Source organism: Sporosarcina sp. UB5 (assembly GCF_050859005.1).
Taxonomy (GTDB): Bacteria; Bacillota; Bacilli; order Bacillales_A; family Planococcaceae; genus Sporosarcina.
The window spans coordinates 2,566,096-2,586,567 of sequence record NZ_CP125984.1; the positions used below are offsets into that span (position 1 = coordinate 2,566,096).

Consider the following 20,472-nt stretch of genomic DNA (forward strand, 5'->3'; position numbering starts at 1 on the left):
AGTGATTGTATTGAATAAAGGACAAAGGCATCTGCGTATCCGGGAAATCATTACAAATGATGAAGTGGAAACGCAGGATCAGCTTGTCGAGAAATTAAAAAATGCTGGAGTAGACGTAACACAAGCAACAGTCTCCCGCGATATTAAAGAACTGCATCTCATCAAAGTTCCATTGGCAGATGGCCGTTATAAATATAGCTTGCCGCCGGTCCATAAATTCAATACGGAGGAAAAGCTTCACCGGATGTTAACGGATGCATTCGTTGGTATTGATAGTGCCAGCCATTTTATCATCCTAAAGACATTGCCAGGCAATGCTCAAGCAGTCGGTTCCCTCATCGATAACTTAGGATGGGATGAAATGCTTGGAACGATTTGCGGTGATGATACGTGCATGATTATTTGCAGGGATGAGTCGTTGACAGTCGATGTGAAAGATAGGCTATTAGGACTCATTTAAGTAACGTGCGATGAAGGAGGTGGTAATTGAATGTTAAGTGACATTTCCATTCATAATTTTGCCATCATTGAGCATCTCGAAGTAACTTTTGACGAAGGATTAACGGTCCTAACTGGTGAAACGGGTGCCGGTAAGTCAATCATCATTGATGCTGTTCAGCTCCTTGCAGGTGCAAGGGGCTCACAGGAATTCATTCGTCATGGCGCAAAAAAGGCGGAATTGGAAGGGATGTTCACAATTGATGATGAACATCATCCCGTCTTCGAAAAACTTTCTGAATTCGGCATTGAATCCGAGGAAGGTAGTATTATTCTAAGACGTGATTTAAATTCTAATGGTAAAACGACTTGCCGGGTAAATGGAAAACTAGTGACAATTGCAATTTTAAGAGAAATAGGCTCACAATTGATAGATATTCATGGCCAGCATGATAATCAAGAACTAATGCATGAAAAGCGGCATATTCATCTACTCGATCAATTTGCGGGGGCACATTTGTCGGAAGCGCACCGCAATTATCTTGACGTTTATCATCAATACACGAAATTGAAGCGCAAGCTTGAAGCGGCAAGTGAAAATGAGCAACAAATAGCGCAGCGTATTGATCTATATTCTTTCCAACTAAAAGAAATCGATAATGCGGAATTGGTTATTGGAGAAGAAGAAGAGTTGGAAGAGGAAAAGTTGAAATTACAACATTTCAATAGAATCTTCGAGCGTTTGAATACTGCTTACGAATCGATTAGCGGCGACAATCATGCATTGGACTGGGTCGGATCCGCAATGAGTGATTTGGAAGATGCTGCTTCAATTGACAAAAGTATAGAAACACACGCTGAAGTCGTTTCATCAAGCTTCTACTCATTGCAAGATACTGCACATGAATTGAAAAGTATTATAGACCGGATGGAATACGATCCGACACGACTACAAATTGTTGAAGATCGACTTGCGTTGTTTTTATCGTTAAAGCGGAAGTACGGAGCGACAATTGAGGATATTCTTATTTACCGTGAAAAAATTGCAGATGAGCTTGATGAGTTGCTTAATCGAGATGAACGACTCGGTCAAGAGCAAGAAAAATTCGCTCAGCTTGAAAAAGACTTGGAAGTAGAAGCGAATGAATTATCCATTATCCGACAAGAATCTGCTCTCCGACTTGAAAAATCTATTATGAAACAATTAAAAGATTTACATATGGAAAAATCCAAATTCAAAGTTTCCGTCAATCGGAAAGCGGTAGGAAGTTATGATAGCAATGGCTTTGATGACGTGGTTTTTCTAATTTCGACAAATCTCGGGGAACCATTGAAGCCACTAGTTAAAATTGCATCTGGCGGCGAGTTGTCGAGGATTATGTTGGCGCTTAAAACGATTTTTTCCAAACACCAAGGTATCACATCAATCATTTTCGATGAAGTCGATACGGGCGTAAGTGGACGTGTCGCTCAGGCAATTGCAGATAAAATTGCAATGATAGCCACTCATTCACAAGTTCTATGCATCTCTCATCTTCCGCAAGTTGCTGCAATGGCTGATCATCACTTACTCATTAAGAAAGAAGTGAAAGAAAACCGTACAACGACCGCAGTTACTGAAATTAGCGATGTAGATAGAACGAAGGAGTTATCCCGCATGTTATCTGGCGCTGAAATAACTCCATTGACATTGCAACATGCAAACGAATTACTAACAATGGCCGACGAACGTAAAACTTCTTTTCGCAATTAAGCGCATACTCCAAGTATGCGTTTTTTTTCATGATTTAACCTCTCATAAGTTTCACCCGAAAGGACATACCAATAGTATCTTTCAGCTGAGGAGGTGAACTATGGGATGGAGTAAACGACTGATGTTATCCGCTTCGTTTGCCGTGATTTTGTTTTTCCAACCGTTTCAAAGTATTTCCGCTTCATCCGGTGAACGGGTTATCCCAATGGGACATTCAATTGGAATTCAGATGAATTTGTCCGGTATTTATGTCACGAATGATGTTTTGATTAACAATGAACAATGGTTAAAGGCGGGCGACTCCATCAACCGTCTCAATGGGACTGAAATAATAAGTCTCAGCGAATTTGAACGTGTTATGACAAAAGTTAAAAAAGAACAAGTCAATATGAATATTAGTCGAAAAGGCGCTTCGGTTGAAGTGATGGCGGAAAGTGATGCCGTAAAACGCCTCCTTCCCTTCCTTAAAGACCGTACGGAAGGAACCGGGACATTAACCTATGTCGACCCGAAGCGAGGCACTTATGGAGCTCTGGGCCATCAAATCGTTGACAGTACCTTGAAGTCTCCACCACCATTTAAAAATGGAGCAATTTACCTTTCTGAAATTGAACAAATTAAGAAAAGTAAACCAGGCACTCCGGGATATAAAATCTCCACAATAATCGACAATGAATCCTATTTAGGTACGATTCAAACAAATGGAGTACGCGGAATTTTCGGAACTTGGAACGATGCATATAAGAAAGTGTTAGCTGAACCTCTTGAAATTATGCAACCAATGGAATTACAGGCGGGAGCAGCGGAAATTTTTACTACTGTAAAAGGTACGGAAGTCGAAAAGTTCTCCATCCGAATCACTGAAGTTGAGGAGGAACAGTTCCATTTCATATTAACCGATACGAAATTACTGGAAGTCACTGGTGGGATTTTACAAGGTATGAGTGGGAGCCCCGTCATACAAAATGGCAAGTTCGTCGGAGCAATCACGCATATGTTTATCGATGAACCGAAAAAAGGTGCCGGTTTGTTTTTAGTAACGATGAGAGACGGCGAGCGACGAAATTAATGGAAAAACCGATCCGAAATCTGGGTCGGTTTTTCCAGTGGATTTCGTCGAATAATGACGAAACTGTAATCCGTTAGTTTCATTTTTCGGAAAAGTGAAGGATTATTCTAAAGTTTGTCGAATTTTTCCTTTACAGCAGTTCGTATTCATGCGAATAATGTATGTAAGGGGATTATGAACTCGATGAAAAATGAGTAGGGGGAAAAGGGATGGGGAAAGTAAGGATTGCTATTGCGGACGATAATAAAGAACTAGTAAACACGATGGTTGCCTATTTTGAGGAGCATCCAGAATTGGAAGTAATTTGGACAGCGCATAATGGTAAAGTCTGTCTTTCGATGTTGCAGGACAATAAACCGGATTTACTCCTTTTGGACATCATTATGCCGCATTTAGATGGAATTGCGGTTTTAGATACTATAAAAAAAGATTCCGCATTATCCAAAATGCATATTATTATGTTGACAGCATTTGGGCAGGAGGATGTTATGGCACAGGCAGGTAGTTTGGGCGCATCCTACTTCATGCTAAAACCTTTTGAATTTGACAGATTAGTATCACAAATATTCCAAATTTCTGGTACACAAAAACAATCAAAACCAATTATGCAAAAGCCGCCGGTTGAATCGGATGTGACATTGACACAAAGGGCACTTGATACGACCATTACATCGATTATTAAAGAAATTGGCGTACCCGCCCATATTAAAGGCTATTCATTTTTACGAGAGGCAATCCAAATGGTCTATACTGACGTCGATTTGCTCGGTTCAGTAACAAAGGTTCTTTATCCAGATATCGCAGAGAAATACAATACAACACCGTCTCGCGTTGAGAGGGCAATTCGGCATGCGATTGAAGTCGCTTGGAATCGAGGGAACTACGATGTCATTTCAAAAACATTTGGATATACAGTTCATCATTTAAAAAGTAAGCCTACGAACTCAGAATTTATCGCGATGATTGCAGACAAAATTCGTTTGGAACACGTAGCAAGTTAATTAATTCCAGTGAGTAGTAGTTTTTAAGCACCGTTACTAACGGTGCTTTTTTAATATTCCATTGTGGAAATACTATTTTAATTTATAATAGAATGGAGAGTGAAAATGAGGTGTAGAAGTGTTAGTTGAAAATGAGTATTTTAATTTATACGTTATTGAGGAAGAAGTACTAATTGATTTAAAGAAAACCGGATACCCGTTAAAGTCGTTTGATATGATTATTAATCAACATCCGAGAATTAAAATTACCTCTTTCCCGTCATTGAGAAAAGCTTTAACCGAAGTCGGAAATGGCCATAAGATCGGTATCTTTTCACCACTTATCGAAGTGAAAGTCGCTCCAGATAAGATGAAAGCTGAAGTCGTTATACATATGACAATTACTGAATTTCAATCGGAGAAGCATCATTTGCTTTCACTCGTTAGAAAGTCATTGGAAGCTAACGGAATCGTTTCAGGTATGCTCGATCTTTCCGAAGACGATCTGTTTCCGGGTACTTCCATTATCGCGGCAATTGGACGGCATCCGGAGAAAGGCGAGGATGCCAAAATTACATATATCGAGAAGCCAGAAAAAAAGCCAGTGATCCGGGAGGACGGTTTGGCTGATTACTATGAAATGAATTTTGTTAAACATGTAAAAGAAGGCGATTGGTTAGGTGAGAAAATTCCACCGACCGAAGGGAAACCTGGGAAAGATATTTTTGGTGCTCCTATTCATGCAATACCGGGAGATGATGAAAAACTTCGGTATGACCGAAAATCCGTCGTCGAAGTTGAAGAGCAGGGGAAAATAGTTCTTCGGGCCCTTATTGGTGGCGCTCTTGAATTTATCGAAGACGCTGTCAGTGTAGGAGCACACTTGACGATAAACGGAGATGTCGGTCCTGAAACAGGATCCATTCAATTTGATGGAGCAGTGACCGTTCATGGAACAATTATGGCGGGCTATTCTGTGAATGCGACTGGTGATATTTCAATCGAAGGCAATGAAGGTGTCACAAATGCAAAAGAAATCTGTTCATCAGAAGGAGATTTGTATATTAGGGGCGGCGTTTTCGGTGGTGGCATTTCGGTCATTGAAGCGAGCGGAGACATATTTTTGAAGCATGCAAACAATTGTAAGTTGTTTGCGAAAAATATCCATGTTGGATTGTATATATTAGGCTGTGATGTCATTGGTGAGACGGTAGTCGTTGATAAAAATCGAGGCAAGATTATTGGCGGCCAAATCGATGCCCTTTTTAGAATCGAATGTGGATATGCAGGCAACGCCCATGAAAGGACTACCCATCTAATTGCAAAAGGGATCGATAAGGATTTAATTTATAAAGAAGTTCAGCAATTGGCATTGGAATTAAAAGAGCTGCAAAAAACAGATGAACAACTTAACGCACAATTGTCAATGATTGAAGGGGTGCGGGCGACCCAATTGCGAGGAGAGCAGGCATCAGCATACGAAAAACTGAAAATGACTCTCCAAGCAGGTAGAGAAAAGATGCTTGAACTTGACCGTAAAATCCAGGCGGGACTTTATAAAATTAAAACGGCAACACCACCTCGAATTGAAGTTGCAAGGGAAGCGTATCCAGGTGTCATTATCCAAGTAGGTTCAAAATCTAGTCTTTTGAATAAGACGACAAAAGGTGTATTTGAAGTTATCGACAACGTTCTCAATGTTTGAAAAGACAGTAGGATGAAATTGAAAGGTTAAAAATGAAAAAGGACGTCGGCTATTTTACCGATGTCCTTTTTGTCTGAAAGGATGCCTTAATTTCTGCAAAAACCGCAGAAATACGGCAAATCGAACCCTTCGCAGTTCGATTCGCTTTTGTTTTGTCTAGACTCCGGGCACCAGAAGCTCAATCATAAGTCAAAGCTGCTCTGTGGCAAAAAGCGCCACGCCGCATCTTCGCCTTATGCCTGCCGCTTCTAGGCAGGCGCCCTGCGCTTTTGTTTATTTAAAGCGATCTTGAACTCTTCCTTTTCGGCGATCACGACGGAGGAGAAATCCTGCAAAAAATGCTAGACCCGCACCGAACATGATAAAGCCAGCTGTGAACTGAAGCCAGATGAAAGGAAATGGATCGAATTGAATTCCAAAAAGTGAATCTCGCATAAGCTTAATGCCGCCTGCTGTAATAATAATCGGAATTAAAAGAACGATGAATGCCGCCATACGTGCCATACTATCAATCTCCTTATTTAATTTAATTTTACCTACTCAACAATTATTGTCAAGGTCAGAACAATAAGGTATGATAAATGTAGGTTTGCAAAAGATTGCATGGTGCTAAAAGGAGAATGAATATCCTTGCAAAATGTACTCATTGTTGGAGCAGGATCCAGAGGCACGCTATTACTGAACCTGCTATTGGACTCAAATTTCATGAACGTGTGCGCGGTTGTCGATATTGACATGAAGGCATCAGGTATTACTTTAGCAAAAAAACTAGGAATCTCCTACGGTACTCATTGGAAGCCGTTTTTGACTGATGAAATCGATATTGTTTTTGACGTAACGGGAGAAAAAGTTGTTTTTGATGAGCTAATGAAAAACATTCACATGCATGCGCAAGTGATTCCTAGTTCAGTTGTAGATTTGCTTGTAGGACTCTTTAACGGAAAAATCCAAACAGAAATGGATAGGCAACGACTCATCTTCAATTCAATCGATGAAGGTATGATTGGAATCAATCAAAAAGGTATTATAGACTTTATCAATGAAAGCGCTTGCACGATGTTGGAAGTTTCTGATTTTGATGCAATCGGCAAATCGATTTATAACATCATTCCGGATAGCAAATTGGTTAGAGTGTTGAAATCCGGTCGTCCTGAATTGAATGAAGAATTGACTCTACCGAACGGGAGAAAAATTGTCAGTTCCCGTTACCCACTTATTTCGGCTTCCGGAACAGTTTTCGGTGCTTTTGCAGTCTTCAAAGATGTGTCTGAAGTCGTCAAGCTCGCTGAGGAAATCACCGATTTACAATCTGTGAAAACAATGTTGGAAGCGATCATCCATTCAAGTGATGATGCAATTTCCGTAGTCGATGAGAAAGGGAATGGCATTCTTGTCAACCCGGCGTATACTCGTATAACTGGCTTATCAGAAGATGAAGTGATCGGGAAGCCGGCGTCAGTTGACATTAATGAAGGTGAAAGCATCCATATGAAAGTGTTAATGACGAAAAAACCTATTCGTGGAGTAAACATGAGAATTGGAGAAGACAATCGGGATGTCATTGTAAATGTCGCTCCAATTATTGTCGATCAGCAAGTGAAAGGAAGTATTGGGGTCATCCATGACATAACCGAAATGCGCAGTCTTATGAAAGAGTTGGATTTGGCAAGACAAACAATCCGAAAATTGGAATCGACTTTCACATTCGACGATATCCACGGAAGCTCACAGGAAATCGGCCTCGCAATCGACCAGGCTAAAATAGCTTCTAAATCCAATATCCCTGTCATGTTGCGTGGGGAAGCGGGTTCTGGGAAGGAATTATTTGCAAACGCCATTCATAGTGGAAGCAACAGGAAATCACATAAGTTCATTCGATTGAATTGCGGTGCAATCGATCCATCTGTAATGGAAAAGGAATTGTTCGGAGAAGCTAGCGATGAGGACAGCGGTACATCAAGCAGATTCGGCTTGTTGGAAGAAGCTAGAAACGGAACTCTTTTTTTGGACGAGGTGACGCATTTGCCTTTATCAGTCCAATCAAGGCTTTTAGACTACTTGCGATTTTCATCATCGCAGTCGGACGGAAAGAACGAACTTCAAACAGCGACAGCAAGAATTATTGTGGCTACTTCTAAAAACCTCGAGAAAGCAATCCATGAAGGAACGTTTCATATGGACTTGTATTATGCGCTGAATCGGTTATCGATCCAAATTCCACCATTACGAACGAGGACGATAGACATTCCTGAGGTTGCACATCACTTATTGAAGAAGCTTAATGAAGAGTTTGGCATGAATGCAGAAAGAGTGTCGGACGAAGCGATAGCTAAGTTACAGACATATGAATGGCCAGGGAATGTGCGTGAGCTTGAAAATGTATTAAGCCGTGCAATGATTTTTATGAAGCACGGATCTACTGTCATCGAGGAAGAGGATATAAGACGTTCTCTTTTCACGAATGAGGTGAAGGTAGACGGGGATGTCCTCCCTGAAAAAAGCACATTGGCGTCGGTAATGGATGATTACGAACGAACAATACTAGAAAAAGCCTTAGCCGAACACGATGGAAACAAATCATTAACGGCGAACCGTCTCGGCATTTCATTACGCTCCTTATACTACAAGCTTGAAAAATACAAACTTATTTGATGGAGCCTGCTCATCTATACTGTCATTGGATGCGTTAGCCATGCAATTAACGAAAAACTAAATTGGAACTATTGAGGAGGAAAAGCATTATGGAAATTTTTAAATATATGGAAACGCACGATTATGAACAATTGGTTATATGCCAAGACAAAGCTTCTGGGTTGAAGGCAATTATTGCAATTCACGATACAACACTTGGGCCTGCTTTAGGCGGTACTCGTATGTGGACATATGCAAGTGAAGAAGAAGCAATTGAAGATGCACTCCGTCTAGCAAAAGGTATGACGTATAAAAACGCAGCAGCTGGACTTGATTTAGGTGGCGGTAAGACGGTCATTATTGGAAATCCGAAAACAGATAAAAATCCTGAGATGTTCCGCGCATTTGGCCGTTTCATTGAAGGGTTAAACGGAAGGTATATTACAGCGGAAGATGTTGGTACAACAGAAGAAGATATGGACTTAATCCATTTGGAAACAGATTATGTAACAGGTGTTTCCGCGGAGTTCGGTTCTTCAGGCAATCCTTCACCAGTGACGGCTTTCGGTGTTTATAAAGGAATGAAGGCGGCTGCAAAAGAGGCATTCGGAAGCGATTCACTTGAAGGTAAAACGATTGCAGTACAAGGTGTCGGTAACGTTGCTTACACGCTATGTGAATACTTGCATGAAGAAGGCGCAAAACTGATCGTCACTGATATTAATAAAGAAGCAGTTCAACGAGCAGTTGATGCATTCGGCGCAACCGCTGTCGGGACGGACGAAATTTATTCGCAGAATGCTGATATTTTCGCACCTTGCGCATTAGGAGCTGTTATTAACGACGAAACAATTCCTCAGTTGAAAGTTAAAGTGATTGCAGGCTCCGCGAATAACCAATTAAAAAATCCAGAGCACGGCGACATCATTCATGAAATGGGAATCGTCTATGCCCCAGATTATGTCATTAACTCAGGTGGCGTCATTAATGTAGCGGATGAGCTTACAGGCTATAACCGGGAACGTGCACTGAAACGAGTCGCTGGAATATACGATACGATCGAGAAGATTTTCGCGATTTCTAAGCGTGATAATATCCCGACATATGTAGCGGCAGACCGACTTGCAGAGGAACGAATCGCAAGGGTCGCTAAATCCCGTAGTCAATTCCTACAAAATGAAAAAAGTGTCCTAACTCGTAAGAAATAAAAACAGCTTAGGGAGGCCAGAATTACAGATGGCAAACGAATATGATGTAGTAATTTTAGGCGGGGGAACCGGCGGCTATGTTGCTGCGATACGCGCTTCACAACTGGGATTGAAGACGGCTCTAGTGGAAAAGGAAGCACTTGGTGGAACATGTTTGCATAAAGGCTGCATACCGAGCAAAAGCTTATTGAAAAGTGCGGAAGTCTATCAATTGACTAAAAACGAAGCAGCCAATTTTGGTGTCGATACGAAAGGCGTAGCTTTGAATTTTGCACGTGTCCAAGCAAGGAAAGATGAAATCGTTCAACAGTTGCACAAAGGTGTGATTGGCCTAATGAAAAAAGGGAAAATTGACGTTTATGAAGGCCTTGGCCGTATGTTAGGACCGTCAATCTTTTCTCCGATGCCTGGAACAATTTCCGTTGAAATGAATAATGGGGAAGAAAATGAAATGCTCATTCTAAAAAACCTTATTATCGCTACAGGGTCGAGACCCAGAACGTTACCGGGATTGGAAATCGATGAAATGCAAGTCTTATCCTCGGATGGGGCTCTAAAAATGACTGAACTTCCAAAGTCAATGCTCATCGTTGGCGGAGGTGTCATCGGAATTGAATGGGCTTCTATGTTGAATGACTTTGGCGTTGAGGTTACAGTTATTGAATATGCAGATCAAATTATCCCTACGGAAGATAAAGACATTTCAAAGGAAATGAAAAAACTGTTGACGAAAAAAGGGATTACTTTCGTAACAGGAGCGAAAGTGGCGGCGGACAGTCTCGTGAGAACAGAGGAGTCTGTCACAATTACGGCGGAAATTTCGGGTGAAATGCGTGAATTCACTGCAGAGAAGATGCTCGTATCGGTAGGAAGGCAAGCTAATGTCGAAGGTATTGGCATTGAAAACACAGACATACAAATTGAAAGTGGCTTTATAAAGACAAATACGACGTTTCAAACGAAAGAAAGTCACATTTACGCAATTGGTGATGTCATCGGCGGTCTGCAGTTGGCTCACGTAGCATCACATGAAGGAATTGCTGCAGTGGAACATATTGCTGGACGCAAGAATGAACCAATTAATTATACAAACATATCGAGATGTATCTATTCAAGTCCTGAAGTTGCAAGTGTTGGACTTACAGAATCTCAGGCTAAAGAACAAGGCTTTGACGTCAAAATCGGTAAATTCCCGTTCGCTGCAATTGGCAAGGCGCTCGTAAATGGAAATACCGACGGATTTGTTAAAATTATCGCTGATAAAAAATCGGATGATATTTTAGGTGTTCATATGATTGGTGGACATGTAACGGATTTAATTTCGGAAGCTGGTTTAGCAATGGTACTCGATGCGACTCCATGGGAAGTCGGTTCAACAATCCATCCGCATCCATCGTTGTCCGAAGTAATCGGTGAAGCATCTTTAGCGGTAGACGGCGTTGCAATTCATATGTAAGAAAGACAATTGTCAGTATCGGCTGCGCCCATATAAACGGGCATACCGAACTTTTCATTTGTAAAAGAAGGGGGTTACAAACATGACTAAAACACGTCATGAAGAATTGGGATTGACGAATGAGGACGTATTGGAAATATATGAAACGATGGTTATGGCAAGACGTTTGGATGAACGTATGTGGCTATTGAACCGTGCAGGTAAAATCCCATTTGTCATTTCATGTCAAGGGCAGGAGGCGGCCCAAGCAGGTGCAGCGTATGCACTTGATAAGGAAAAGGATTGGATAGCGCCATATTACCGAGATATGGCTGTCGTACTACACTTTGGTATGACACCGAAGGAGCTAATGCTTTCGGCATTTGCAAAGGCGGAAGATCCGAATTCCGGCGGCCGTCAAATGCCTGGTCATTTCGGACAACGAAAAAACCGAATTTTGACAGGGTCGTCTCCAGTAACGACGCAACTACCACATGCTGTAGGTGTTGCACTCGCGGCAAAAATGAAAAATGAAGATTTCATTACTTTTGTTACACTAGGTGAAGGGTCGTCCAACCAAGGTGACTTCCACGAAGGAATGAACTTTGCTGGTGTTCACAAATTACCAACGGTTATTATGGTTGAAAACAATAAGTATGCAATCTCAGTACCTGTTGAAAAACAGTTGGCGTGTAAAAATGTTTCTGACCGTGCGATAGGGTATGGAATGCCGGGTGTAACTGTCGATGGAACGGATCCGCTTGAAGTATACAGAGTTGTGAAGGAAGCGGCTGATCGTGCCCGAAATGGCGAAGGGCCGAGCCTTGTTGAAACAGTTTGTTATCGATTGACAGCACACTCTTCGGATGACGACCATCGTCTATACCGTGATCCGGAAGAGCTGGAAAATGAACGGAAACATGATCCAATTCCTAAATTCGCAGCTTATTTACGTGAAACGGGCATTATCGATGATGCATATGAAAAAGAAATGGAAGAACGTATTATGGCAATCGTCAATGAGGCGACAGATTATGCTGAAAAAGCACCTTATGCAGAGCCTGAATACGCGCTTCGTCATGTTTATAAAGAAGAAGGGGGGAACGAATAATGGCCGTCATTTCGTATATTGATGCAATTACACTTGCAATGAAAGAAGAGATGGAAAGAGACGAAAATGTATTCGTTCTTGGAGAAGACGTTGGAAGGAAAGGCGGCGTATTTAAAGCAACAACTGGCCTATATGAACAATTCGGTGAATACCGCGCGCTAGATACGCCACTAGCGGAGTCCGCGATCGCTGGTGTTGGCATCGGGGCTGCTATGTATGGGATGCGTCCAATTGCTGAAATGCAGTTCGCGGATTTCATCATGCCTGCTGTTAACCAGATCGTATCTGAGGCGGCTAAAATCCGTTATCGATCCAATAATGACTGGTCTTGTCCAATCGTTATCCGTGCGCCGTTCGGAGGCGGGATACACGGTGCTTTATACCATTCCCAATCAGTCGAGTCGATGTTCGCAAGTACACCAGGCTTGAAAATCGTCATCCCTTCGACTCCTTATGACGCGAAAGGTTTGTTGAAAGCGGCAATTAGAGACGACGACCCAGTCCTCTTCTTCGAGCATAAACGAGCATACCGATTAATCAAAGGGGAAGTGCCTGAAGAAGAATACGTACTGCCTATTGGAAAAGCAGATGTGAAGCGCGAAGGGGATGATATTACTATCATCACTTACGGCCTATGTGTACATTTCGCCTTACAAGCGGCTGAAAGACTAGCTGAGGATGGCATTTCCGCACATATTCTTGACTTGCGTACAGTTTATCCGCTAGATAAGGAAGCGATTATTGAAGCAGCTTCTAAAACAGGGAAAGTGTTGCTCGTTACTGAAGACAATTTGGAAGGTAGCATTATGAGTGAAGTATCTGCAATTATTGCCGAAAATTGCCTTTTTGAACTCGATGCACCGATTAAACGTTTAGCAGGACCAGATATTCCTGCTATGCCATATGCACCGACAATGGAGAAATTCTTTATGGTCAACCCGGATAAGGTCGAAAAAGCTGCACGAGAGCTTGCAGAATTTTAATCGGAAAGGAGGTAAAATGCTATGACAGTTAAAAATATCGAAATGCCGAAGCTTGGAGAAAGTGTTACAGAAGGTACAATTGAAAAGTGGCTAGTAAAACCAGGAGACACGGTTAATAAGTATGACCCTTTAGCTGAAGTAAACACAGATAAAGTGACTGCTGAAATCCCTTCTTCGTACGCAGGTACAATTAAGGAAATTATCGTACAAGAAGGCGAAACAGTAGATGTTGGAATCGTTGTTTGTACGATAGAAACGGAAGAGGGCGCAGAGACTTCTGTGGAAGCAGTTCCTGCCAAAGAGGAACCAGCAAATGAAATGCCAGCAGCCGGCTCCCAAAAACCTGCCTCACCTATTAAACGGGAAGCAGGAGCAGCACGTTTTTCTCCGGCAGTCATGCGATTGGCACAAGAATACAATATCGATCTTACCCTCGTCCAAGGTTCCGGGAGAGAAGGACGCATTACAAGGAAAGATATCCAAAGAATAATTGACAGCGGGGAAATTCCAACTGCAGAAACAGTACAGATTGAACAGGCACCGCAAAGCGTTGAACAACATGTGGAAGCTCCTGCACAAAGTGCATCTGCAGTTAAAGCGGCAAAACCAGCACCAGTACCAACTGCTGCAGGTGATATTGAAATTCCAATTACAGGAGTGCGTCGTGCAATCGCGACAAATATGCTTCGCTCTAAACATGAAGCTCCACATGCGTGGACGATGATTGAAGTGGATGTAACGAATCTCGTTCAGTATCGCGACTCCTTAAAAAATGATTTCAAGCAGAAGGAAGGCTTCAATCTCACATATTTTGCATTCTTCGTAAAAGCTGTATCACAAGCATTGAAGGAATTCCCAATGATGAATTCCATGTGGGCAGGAGATAAAATCATCCAGAAAAAAGATGTTAACATCTCTATCGCAGTTGCTACAGAGGATGCACTCTATGTACCAGTCATTAAACATGCCGACGAAAAAACGATTAAAGGTATCGGTCGAGACATACATGAGCTCGCATCCAAGGTACGTACGGGCAAATTGAAATCTGATGAAATGCAAGGCGGGACATTCACTGTGAACAATACCGGTTCGTTCGGTTCTGTCCAATCGATGGGAATTATCAATTACCCACAAGCGGCAATTTTGCAAGTCGAATCGATCGTCAAACGTCCTGTCGTCATGAATGGCGGCATGATTGCAGTGCGCGATATGGTCAATCTCTGTCTATCTCTCGACCACCGCGTCCTTGATGGATTAGTGGCAGGCCGTTTCCTTGCACGAGTGAAAGAAATCCTTGAAAATATTTCAGCAGACAATACATCAATTTATTAAAAGTACAAAGCTGTCCCTCAATGATGAGGGGCAGCTTTTTAACATTCAAATCGACTATCCATTCACACGTTTGCGCTTTCAAACAATAGGTCGGTCATGTAAACTATAAGTAGTTGTAAAATAATTTGATGTATTTTACATATTTCCGGATTTGCTCACAAGGGATTGCAAATGATAGAATCCCGTGAAGCTGCCAACGGATGCTCAAAAAGAAAGGAGCAACTTAAATGAAAATGGATAATATGAAAAAAATAACTTTTGATAAAGCGGATTTCAATCAATGGAAAGAACTTGCCGTTGCTTCGCTAAGAGGGAAGTCGTTTGAAAGTTTGACAACAATGACACCAGAAGGTATTAATCTTCAACCTCTTTATTATGAACGAACATTCGACAGCTCTACCATTGTCCGATCGATGAAGCGAAATGCTGGGTGGATTATTGCCCAGCAGACAATTGCTAGCGATGCCGCTAGTTTCTTAGTACAGTTGGAGGATTCAATTGAAAATGGGAATGAAGCGATTGTTTATGACGGCACGTATCCATTTCATTGGAATAACGATCAGCTCTTGCAATTGTCTTCATTCATAGCAAACTATCCAGTATTCCTAATCAACGTCCGTAATGATGATCCAATCTTACGAGCTTTTGATTTTGTTCATCATGAAATTCGAAAAGTAGTAACCGGAATTATACAAGTGGACGATTGGACAGCTCCTGTTGGATACGACAACATTCGAACCGCTGGAGTAGACGTATGGAAAGCGCACCATGAAGGAGCAGATGCGGTCACTGAACTCGCAATTACTTTGTCGGAAGCATCTCGAATCGCTTCACGCTACGAAGATTTCCAAACATTCGCAGCCAATTTCTTCGTCCGCTTTCCAATTGATACGCATTTTTTCATGGAAATAGCTAAACTGCGTGCATTTCGTGTGTTATGGCAAGCGTTTGCCCAAGCCTATGATGTCGATGAACCTCCATTTGTACCAGTGTTTGCGGTTACATCATTACGTTCGTTTTCTAAGTTGGATCCTTACGTCAATCTACTCCGTACAGGGAATGAAACATTTGCCGCTATAGTAGGAGGAGCCGATATTATACAAGCGCATCCACATAATATACTGACCGGCCCAACTGCAAGCTCAATCCGGTATTGCCGTAATGTGCAACTTGTTTTAAAGGAAGAAACATATGTGGAAAAAGTACTTGACCCTGCTGGAGGCTCTTATTTTATTGAAGAGCTGACAGAAGAGCTTGTCGAAAAGTCTTGGAAACTGTTCCTTGAAATTGAAAGTAAGGGCGGAATCGACCGTTTTTATGAAAGTGGCCAATTACAGGGGAAATTAGAAAAGCTTCAATCTGAAACGGCTACTCGTAAAAAAGCGCTAATCGGGACAAATGTTTATGCAGAACTTACACAAACAAATTTCGATGACTGGAAAGGTGTTGATCGGGTAGCACGTTTGGCCGAACCTTTTGAAAAACTCCGCCAATCATTTACAGAAAGTCAGCCAAAAACTGTACTACTGACATTTGGCAAACTGAAAGACTTCAAGCCGCGCGCTGATTTTGTTACTGGGTTTTTAGCGTCAGGGGGAATTAGAAGTAACTGGAGTCCTCCATTTGAACGTGTTGAGCAAGCAATTGAATGGATAAACAAAGAACAACCTGAGTATGTAATTGTTTGTGGGAATGATGAAATTGTAACGAGTACAATGGAAACGCTTCTTAAGCAATTACCGGTTGGTATATTGCTCGATGTGGCAGGGGAAATTGATGAAGAAACATTGAAGAAATGGGAGCAAATGGGTCTCAATGGCTTAATTTTTAACGGGCAAAATATAATAGAAAAACTGCAACATATTTTGGATTCGTGGCAAGGAGGGCTTAAGAAATGAAGACACCCAATTTTAATAAGGTTGATATAAGTAAAATAAACGTATCTGTAAACCCATCCGGAAACGAAGCGGTATTCCTTACGAATGAAGGTATCTCCATAAAGCCGAGCTATACAAGCGAGGATGTAGAAGGCATTTCTCATTTAGAGGATATGCCAGGCATCGCTCCGAATACGAGGGGGCCATACCCGACGATGTACGTCACTCGTCCTTGGACTGTCCGCCAATACGCTGGTTTCTCGACTGCGGAAGAGAGTAATGCGTTTTATAGAAGGAATTTGGCGATGGGCCAAAAAGGGTTATCAGTCGCTTTCGACTTAGCAACACATCGTGGCTACGATTCAGATCATCCCCGTGTAACCGGCGACGTAGGTAAAGCAGGTGTCGCAATTGATTCCGTCGAAGACATGAAAATCTTGTTTGACGGCATTCCACTCGATCAGATGTCCGTTTCGATGACGATGAATGGGGCAGTGTTGCCGATTATGGCTTTTTACATCGTTGCAGCGGAGGAGCAAGGCGTTACTCCTGAAAAGCTTGCTGGCACGATACAAAACGATATTTTAAAAGAATATATGGTGAGGAACACATATATTTTTCCTCCTGAAATGTCGATGCGGATCATTGCGGATATTTTTGAATACACATCCAAAAATATGCCGAAATTCAACTCAATTTCTATTTCGGGCTACCATATGCAAGAAGCAGGGGCAACGGCGGATATCGAGCTTGCCTATACATTGGCAGATGGACTTGAATATGTTCGCACTGGATTGAAAGCTGGCATTGACATCGATTCATTTGCACCCCGTTTGTCGTTTTTCTGGGCTATTGGCATGAATTATTTTATGGAAATCGCGAAAATGAGGGCAGCACGAAAAATTTGGGCACAGATGATGCAATCTTTTAATCCATCCAACCCTAAGTCCCTCGCTTTGCGTACACACTCTCAAACATCGGGGTGGAGTTTGACTGAGCAAGATCCTTTTAATAACGTTACGCGAACATTAGTGGAAGCAAATGCTGCAGCGATGGGACATACACAATCGTTGCATACAAATGCGCTTGATGAAGCAATTGCATTACCGACAGATTTCTCAGCGAGGATTGCACGGAACACGCAATTATTCCTTCAAGAGGAGACAAATATGACGAAGACGATCGATCCATGGGGCGGCTCCTATTATGTTGAAAGGTTGACCGCTGATTTAATGGAAAAGGCATGGGAGCTCATCGAGGAAATCGAAGAGTTAGGTGGAATGGCAAAGGCGATTGAAACCGGTTTGCCGAAAATGAAAATTGAAGAAGCTGCAGCCAAACGTCAAGCGAAAATTGACTCACGTACAGAAACAATTGTCGGTGTGAATAAATATCGACTTGAAAAGGAAGAGCCAATCGATATATTGGAAATCGATAACACAGTTGTTCGCCAAAAACAGATTGATCGTATATTACAGATGAAAGAAAATCGTGATGAAGGGGAAGTCAAAGCAACTTTGGAGGCCATCACGGAGGCTGCGCGTAGCGGAAATGGAAATCTCTTAACGTTATGTGTAAATGCAGCTCGTGCGAGGGCGACAATCGGTGAAATATCCGATGCGATCGAAAAAGTATCCGGAAGACATAAAGCAGTTATCCGATCTGTAAGCGGCGTTTACAGTTCTAATTTCTCGAATACGGAAGAAATCGATGAAGTGAAAGAGATGACAGATGAGTTTTTAGAAAACGAAGGTAGGCGTCCTCGTATCCTCATTGCAAAAATGGGACAGGATGGTCATGACCGCGGAGCGAAAGTCATTGCATCGTCATTCGCTGATTTGGGGTTCGACGTGGATATCGGTCCTTTATTCCAAACTCCTGAAGAGACAGCATTACAAGCGGCGGAAAACGATGTCCATGTAATCGGGGTGAGTTCGCTTGCCGCAGGCCATAAGACGCTTGTGCCTGCGTTACGCAATGAGCTTTCGAAAATTGGAAGAGAAGATATTTTAATTGTTGTTGGTGGGGTCATTCCTGCACAGGATTATGAATTCCTAAGGGAAAACGGGGCAACAGCTATTTTCGGTCCGGGTACGGTCATTCCAGTTGCTGCACAGAAAGTGATTGAAGACATTTATCGCGCGCTAGGTTATGAGGAAGTGGCAGAGTGAGCAAGAAAGAACGATTACAAGAAGACACGTCTCTATATGTCTCAGCTGGTATTACGTCACGGCATGATGGCATAGTTGCCCCGAAACGTAAACGGTTTGTGAAGAAAGAGAAAAACGTCGATACTGACGGATTGTATGAAAAGATTAGTAAAGGTTCGAGGTTGGATCTTTCAAAAGCAATTACGCTTTTAGAGAGCAGAGCGGAGGAAGATCAGAAGGCGGGTCAAGAGTTACTACGTAAGCTATTACCGAGTACAGGGAAAAGCATTCGAATTGGCGTTACAGGTGTCCCTGGAGCGGGAAAAAGCACATTCATAGAAACGTTTGGACTTCTATTGGCACAATTGGGTCATAAGGTAGCTGTGCTCGCCATCGATCCGAGTTCAACCGTGACAGGCGGGAGCATATTAGGCGATAAGACGAGAATGGAAGAACTCGCAAAACATCCGAATGCCTTCATCCGTCCATCGCCGTCTTCCGGAACTCTCGGAGGTGTTCATAAAAAGACACGTGAAACGATGTTGCTTTGCGAAGCTGCGGGCTATGACATCATCCTTATTGAAACGGTCGGTGTCGGTCAAAGTGAAACCGTTGTAAGAGGAATGGTCGATTTTTTCATGTTGCTCGTTTTGACAGGTGCGGGTGACGAATTGCAAGGAATGAAAAAAGGAATTATGGAATTGGCTGATTGTATGATTATTCATAAGGCGGATGGGGATAATACAAAGCTTGCTAAGAAAACGGTTAGGGAATATCGTCAACTTCTACATTTTCTTCAACCCGCTACACCTGGCTGGACGACGACTGCATTGCCAGTTTCATCGTTAGAACGAACTGGTTTTGAAGCGGTATGGGAAACCATTCGAACGTTCCGTGTCGAAATGGAAGAGACCGGAGTTTGGCATGAACGAAGGCAGTCTCAAACGAAAGATTGGTTCCATTCAATGATTCGAGATCGATTAATCGATAGCTTTTTTTCACAACAAGGGAAAAAGGAGCTTGTTGCTAATCTTGAAAAGCAATTGCTCACAGGTGAAATAACAGTAGCTAGCGCTGTTGACACCATTCTTCCAATGAAATAATTTTTCACTGTAACTGTTTAAACTACGTTTTCTGTATATGAAACTGCTTTTTTTGCAAGTGTACCAATCAACTGCTATGATGAAAATATATTTTGAAAGGGGCAGATCCGAATGACAATGGATTTCAATTTTTATATGGAAGATATTACGAAACAAGCACGTTCTGAAATGGAAGCAAGTGGGTATGAACAACTAACAACTCCCGAGGAAGTCGAAGCTGCATTTAAACGTCCAGGAACGACACTCGTTATGGTGAATTCGGTTTGTGGGTGTGCTGGCGGAATTGCACGACCTGCTGCAGCGCATTCTATTCATTACGATAAACGTCCTGATCACCTCGTTACTGTATTTGCTGGCCAAGATAAGGAAGCGACAGCATACGCGCGCATGCTTTTTGGTGAAGATCATCTGCCTTCTTCTCCATCCTTTGCATTATTGAAAGACGGAAAGCTTGTTGCGGAAGTTGGCCGTTATGAAATTGAAGGTCATGATCCAATGTCCGTCGTTACGAACTTACAAAGTCAGTTTGAAGAACATTGCGAAGAAATATAAAAAAACAGTCCCTCGGGACTGTTTTTTTCTTAGAAAAGTACACTTAATCCAATAAGCACAGTTGAAGCGACCATAGCCCCAATCATTAAATAAACGACAACTTTTTGCACTTTTTTATTGCTCATCTGGAAAATCTCCTCACCGT

General features: G+C 42.2%; 17 protein-coding genes. 15 read left to right on the top strand and 2 right to left on the bottom strand.

Annotation, left to right across the window (positions count from 1 at the left end):
- The first annotated feature begins 10 nt into the window (after nucleotides 1–10).
- From ahrC to QM454_RS12975, 5 genes are all read left to right on the top strand, one after another.
- On the top strand, nucleotides 11–460 hold the full coding sequence (gene ahrC / locus QM454_RS12955) for a transcriptional regulator AhrC/ArgR (RefSeq protein ID WP_432358671.1): 450 nt from the start codon (nucleotides 11–13) through the stop codon (nucleotides 458–460).
- A gap of 30 nt (nucleotides 461–490) precedes the next feature.
- Entirely contained in the window at nucleotides 491–2,191 is a 1,701-nt protein-coding gene (gene recN, locus QM454_RS12960; protein WP_432358673.1) for a DNA repair protein RecN, read from the top strand.
- A 100-nt stretch (nucleotides 2,192–2,291) separates the two neighbouring features.
- On the top strand, nucleotides 2,292–3,260 hold the full coding sequence (locus QM454_RS12965; protein ID WP_432358675.1) for a SpoIVB peptidase S55 domain-containing protein: 969 nt from the start codon (nucleotides 2,292–2,294) through the stop codon (nucleotides 3,258–3,260).
- A gap of 209 nt (nucleotides 3,261–3,469) precedes the next feature.
- A complete protein-coding gene (gene spo0A / locus QM454_RS12970) occupies nucleotides 3,470–4,261 on the top strand; it encodes a sporulation transcription factor Spo0A (protein WP_432358677.1) in 792 nt (263 codons plus the stop codon).
- Nucleotides 4,262–4,379: 118 nt separating this feature from the next.
- Nucleotides 4,380–5,945 (top strand): DUF342 domain-containing protein, encoded by a 1,566-nt coding sequence (locus QM454_RS12975; RefSeq protein ID WP_432358678.1) that lies wholly within the window; start codon nucleotides 4,380–4,382, stop codon nucleotides 5,943–5,945.
- A gap of 273 nt (nucleotides 5,946–6,218) precedes the next feature.
- Here QM454_RS12975 and QM454_RS12980 read toward each other — a convergent pair whose 3' ends face one another.
- On the bottom strand, nucleotides 6,219–6,449 hold the full coding sequence (locus tag QM454_RS12980; RefSeq protein ID WP_432358680.1) for a DUF2627 domain-containing protein: 231 nt from the start codon (nucleotides 6,447–6,449) through the stop codon (nucleotides 6,219–6,221).
- Nucleotides 6,450–6,575: 126 nt separating this feature from the next.
- Between QM454_RS12980 and QM454_RS12985 the strand changes: the two genes are divergently transcribed.
- The 10 genes from QM454_RS12985 (at nucleotide 6,576) to QM454_RS13030 (ending at nucleotide 20,327) form a co-directional block, all read left to right on the top strand.
- A complete protein-coding gene (locus tag QM454_RS12985) occupies nucleotides 6,576–8,597 on the top strand; it encodes a sigma 54-interacting transcriptional regulator (RefSeq protein WP_432358682.1) in 2,022 nt (673 codons plus the stop codon).
- Nucleotides 8,598–8,686: 89 nt separating this feature from the next.
- On the top strand, nucleotides 8,687–9,784 hold the full coding sequence (locus QM454_RS12990) for a Leu/Phe/Val dehydrogenase (protein ID WP_432358684.1): 1,098 nt from the start codon (nucleotides 8,687–8,689) through the stop codon (nucleotides 9,782–9,784).
- 28 nt (nucleotides 9,785–9,812) lie between these two features.
- Nucleotides 9,813–11,240, top strand: coding sequence for a dihydrolipoyl dehydrogenase (gene lpdA / locus QM454_RS12995; protein ID WP_432358686.1), 1,428 nt, complete (start codon nucleotides 9,813–9,815; stop codon nucleotides 11,238–11,240).
- 82 nt (nucleotides 11,241–11,322) lie between these two features.
- Nucleotides 11,323–12,330 carry a thiamine pyrophosphate-dependent dehydrogenase E1 component subunit alpha gene (locus QM454_RS13000; RefSeq protein WP_432358687.1) on the top strand — a complete coding sequence of 336 codons (1,008 nt, stop codon included), beginning with the start codon at nucleotides 11,323–11,325 and terminating at the stop codon, nucleotides 12,328–12,330.
- Complete coding sequence (locus QM454_RS13005; RefSeq protein ID WP_432358689.1) at nucleotides 12,330–13,313, top strand: alpha-ketoacid dehydrogenase subunit beta; 984 nt, start codon at nucleotides 12,330–12,332, stop codon at nucleotides 13,311–13,313. Before QM454_RS13000 ends, QM454_RS13005 begins: the two co-directional genes overlap by 1 nt.
- Nucleotides 13,314–13,334: 21 nt before the next feature.
- A complete protein-coding gene (locus QM454_RS13010) occupies nucleotides 13,335–14,645 on the top strand; it encodes a dihydrolipoamide acetyltransferase family protein (RefSeq protein WP_432358691.1) in 1,311 nt (436 codons plus the stop codon).
- Nucleotides 14,646–14,872: 227 nt separating this feature from the next.
- Nucleotides 14,873–16,543, top strand: coding sequence for a methylmalonyl-CoA mutase family protein (locus QM454_RS13015; protein WP_432358693.1), 1,671 nt, complete (start codon nucleotides 14,873–14,875; stop codon nucleotides 16,541–16,543).
- Nucleotides 16,540–18,693 carry a methylmalonyl-CoA mutase gene (gene scpA, locus QM454_RS13020; protein ID WP_432358694.1) on the top strand — a complete coding sequence of 718 codons (2,154 nt, stop codon included), beginning with the start codon at nucleotides 16,540–16,542 and terminating at the stop codon, nucleotides 18,691–18,693. Before QM454_RS13015 ends, scpA begins: the two co-directional genes overlap by 4 nt.
- A complete protein-coding gene (gene meaB / locus QM454_RS13025) occupies nucleotides 18,690–19,775 on the top strand; it encodes a methylmalonyl Co-A mutase-associated GTPase MeaB (RefSeq protein ID WP_432358696.1) in 1,086 nt (361 codons plus the stop codon). Before scpA ends, meaB begins: the two co-directional genes overlap by 4 nt.
- 111 nt (nucleotides 19,776–19,886) lie before the next feature.
- Complete coding sequence (locus tag QM454_RS13030; RefSeq protein ID WP_432358697.1) at nucleotides 19,887–20,327, top strand: BrxA/BrxB family bacilliredoxin; 441 nt, start codon at nucleotides 19,887–19,889, stop codon at nucleotides 20,325–20,327.
- A 29-nt stretch (nucleotides 20,328–20,356) separates the two neighbouring features.
- Here the strand turns inward: QM454_RS13030 and prli42 are convergent, their stop codons facing one another.
- The gene (gene prli42, locus QM454_RS13035) at nucleotides 20,357–20,452 is read right to left on the bottom strand and encodes a stressosome-associated protein Prli42 (protein ID WP_432358699.1); all 96 of its coding nucleotides are present in this window, start codon (nucleotides 20,450–20,452) and stop codon (nucleotides 20,357–20,359) included.
- Nucleotides 20,453–20,472: the final 20 nt, after the last annotated feature.

Excerpts from the sequence above, each read along its gene's own strand:
- QM454_RS12980 (WP_432358680.1), bottom strand. The coding sequence starts at position 6,449 with ATGGCACGTATGGCGGCATTCATCGTTCTTTTAATTCCGATTATTATT.
- QM454_RS13015 (WP_432358693.1), top strand. The coding sequence starts at position 14,873 with ATGAAAATGGATAATATGAAAAAAATAACTTTTGATAAAGCGGATTTC.
- scpA (WP_432358694.1), top strand. The coding sequence starts at position 16,540 with ATGAAGACACCCAATTTTAATAAGGTTGATATAAGTAAAATAAACGTA.
- QM454_RS13000 (WP_432358687.1), top strand. The coding sequence starts at position 11,323 with ATGACTAAAACACGTCATGAAGAATTGGGATTGACGAATGAGGACGTA.
- prli42 (WP_432358699.1), bottom strand. The coding sequence starts at position 20,452 with ATGAGCAATAAAAAAGTGCAAAAAGTTGTCGTTTATTTAATGATTGGG.
- lpdA (WP_432358686.1), top strand. The coding sequence starts at position 9,813 with ATGGCAAACGAATATGATGTAGTAATTTTAGGCGGGGGAACCGGCGGC.
- QM454_RS12965 (WP_432358675.1), top strand. The coding sequence starts at position 2,292 with ATGGGATGGAGTAAACGACTGATGTTATCCGCTTCGTTTGCCGTGATT.
- QM454_RS13030 (WP_432358697.1), top strand. The coding sequence starts at position 19,887 with ATGACAATGGATTTCAATTTTTATATGGAAGATATTACGAAACAAGCA.
- QM454_RS13005 (WP_432358689.1), top strand. The coding sequence starts at position 12,330 with ATGGCCGTCATTTCGTATATTGATGCAATTACACTTGCAATGAAAGAA.
- recN (WP_432358673.1), top strand. The coding sequence starts at position 491 with ATGTTAAGTGACATTTCCATTCATAATTTTGCCATCATTGAGCATCTC.
- QM454_RS13010 (WP_432358691.1), top strand. The coding sequence starts at position 13,335 with ATGACAGTTAAAAATATCGAAATGCCGAAGCTTGGAGAAAGTGTTACA.
- QM454_RS12990 (WP_432358684.1), top strand. The coding sequence starts at position 8,687 with ATGGAAATTTTTAAATATATGGAAACGCACGATTATGAACAATTGGTT.
- spo0A (WP_432358677.1), top strand. The coding sequence starts at position 3,470 with ATGGGGAAAGTAAGGATTGCTATTGCGGACGATAATAAAGAACTAGTA.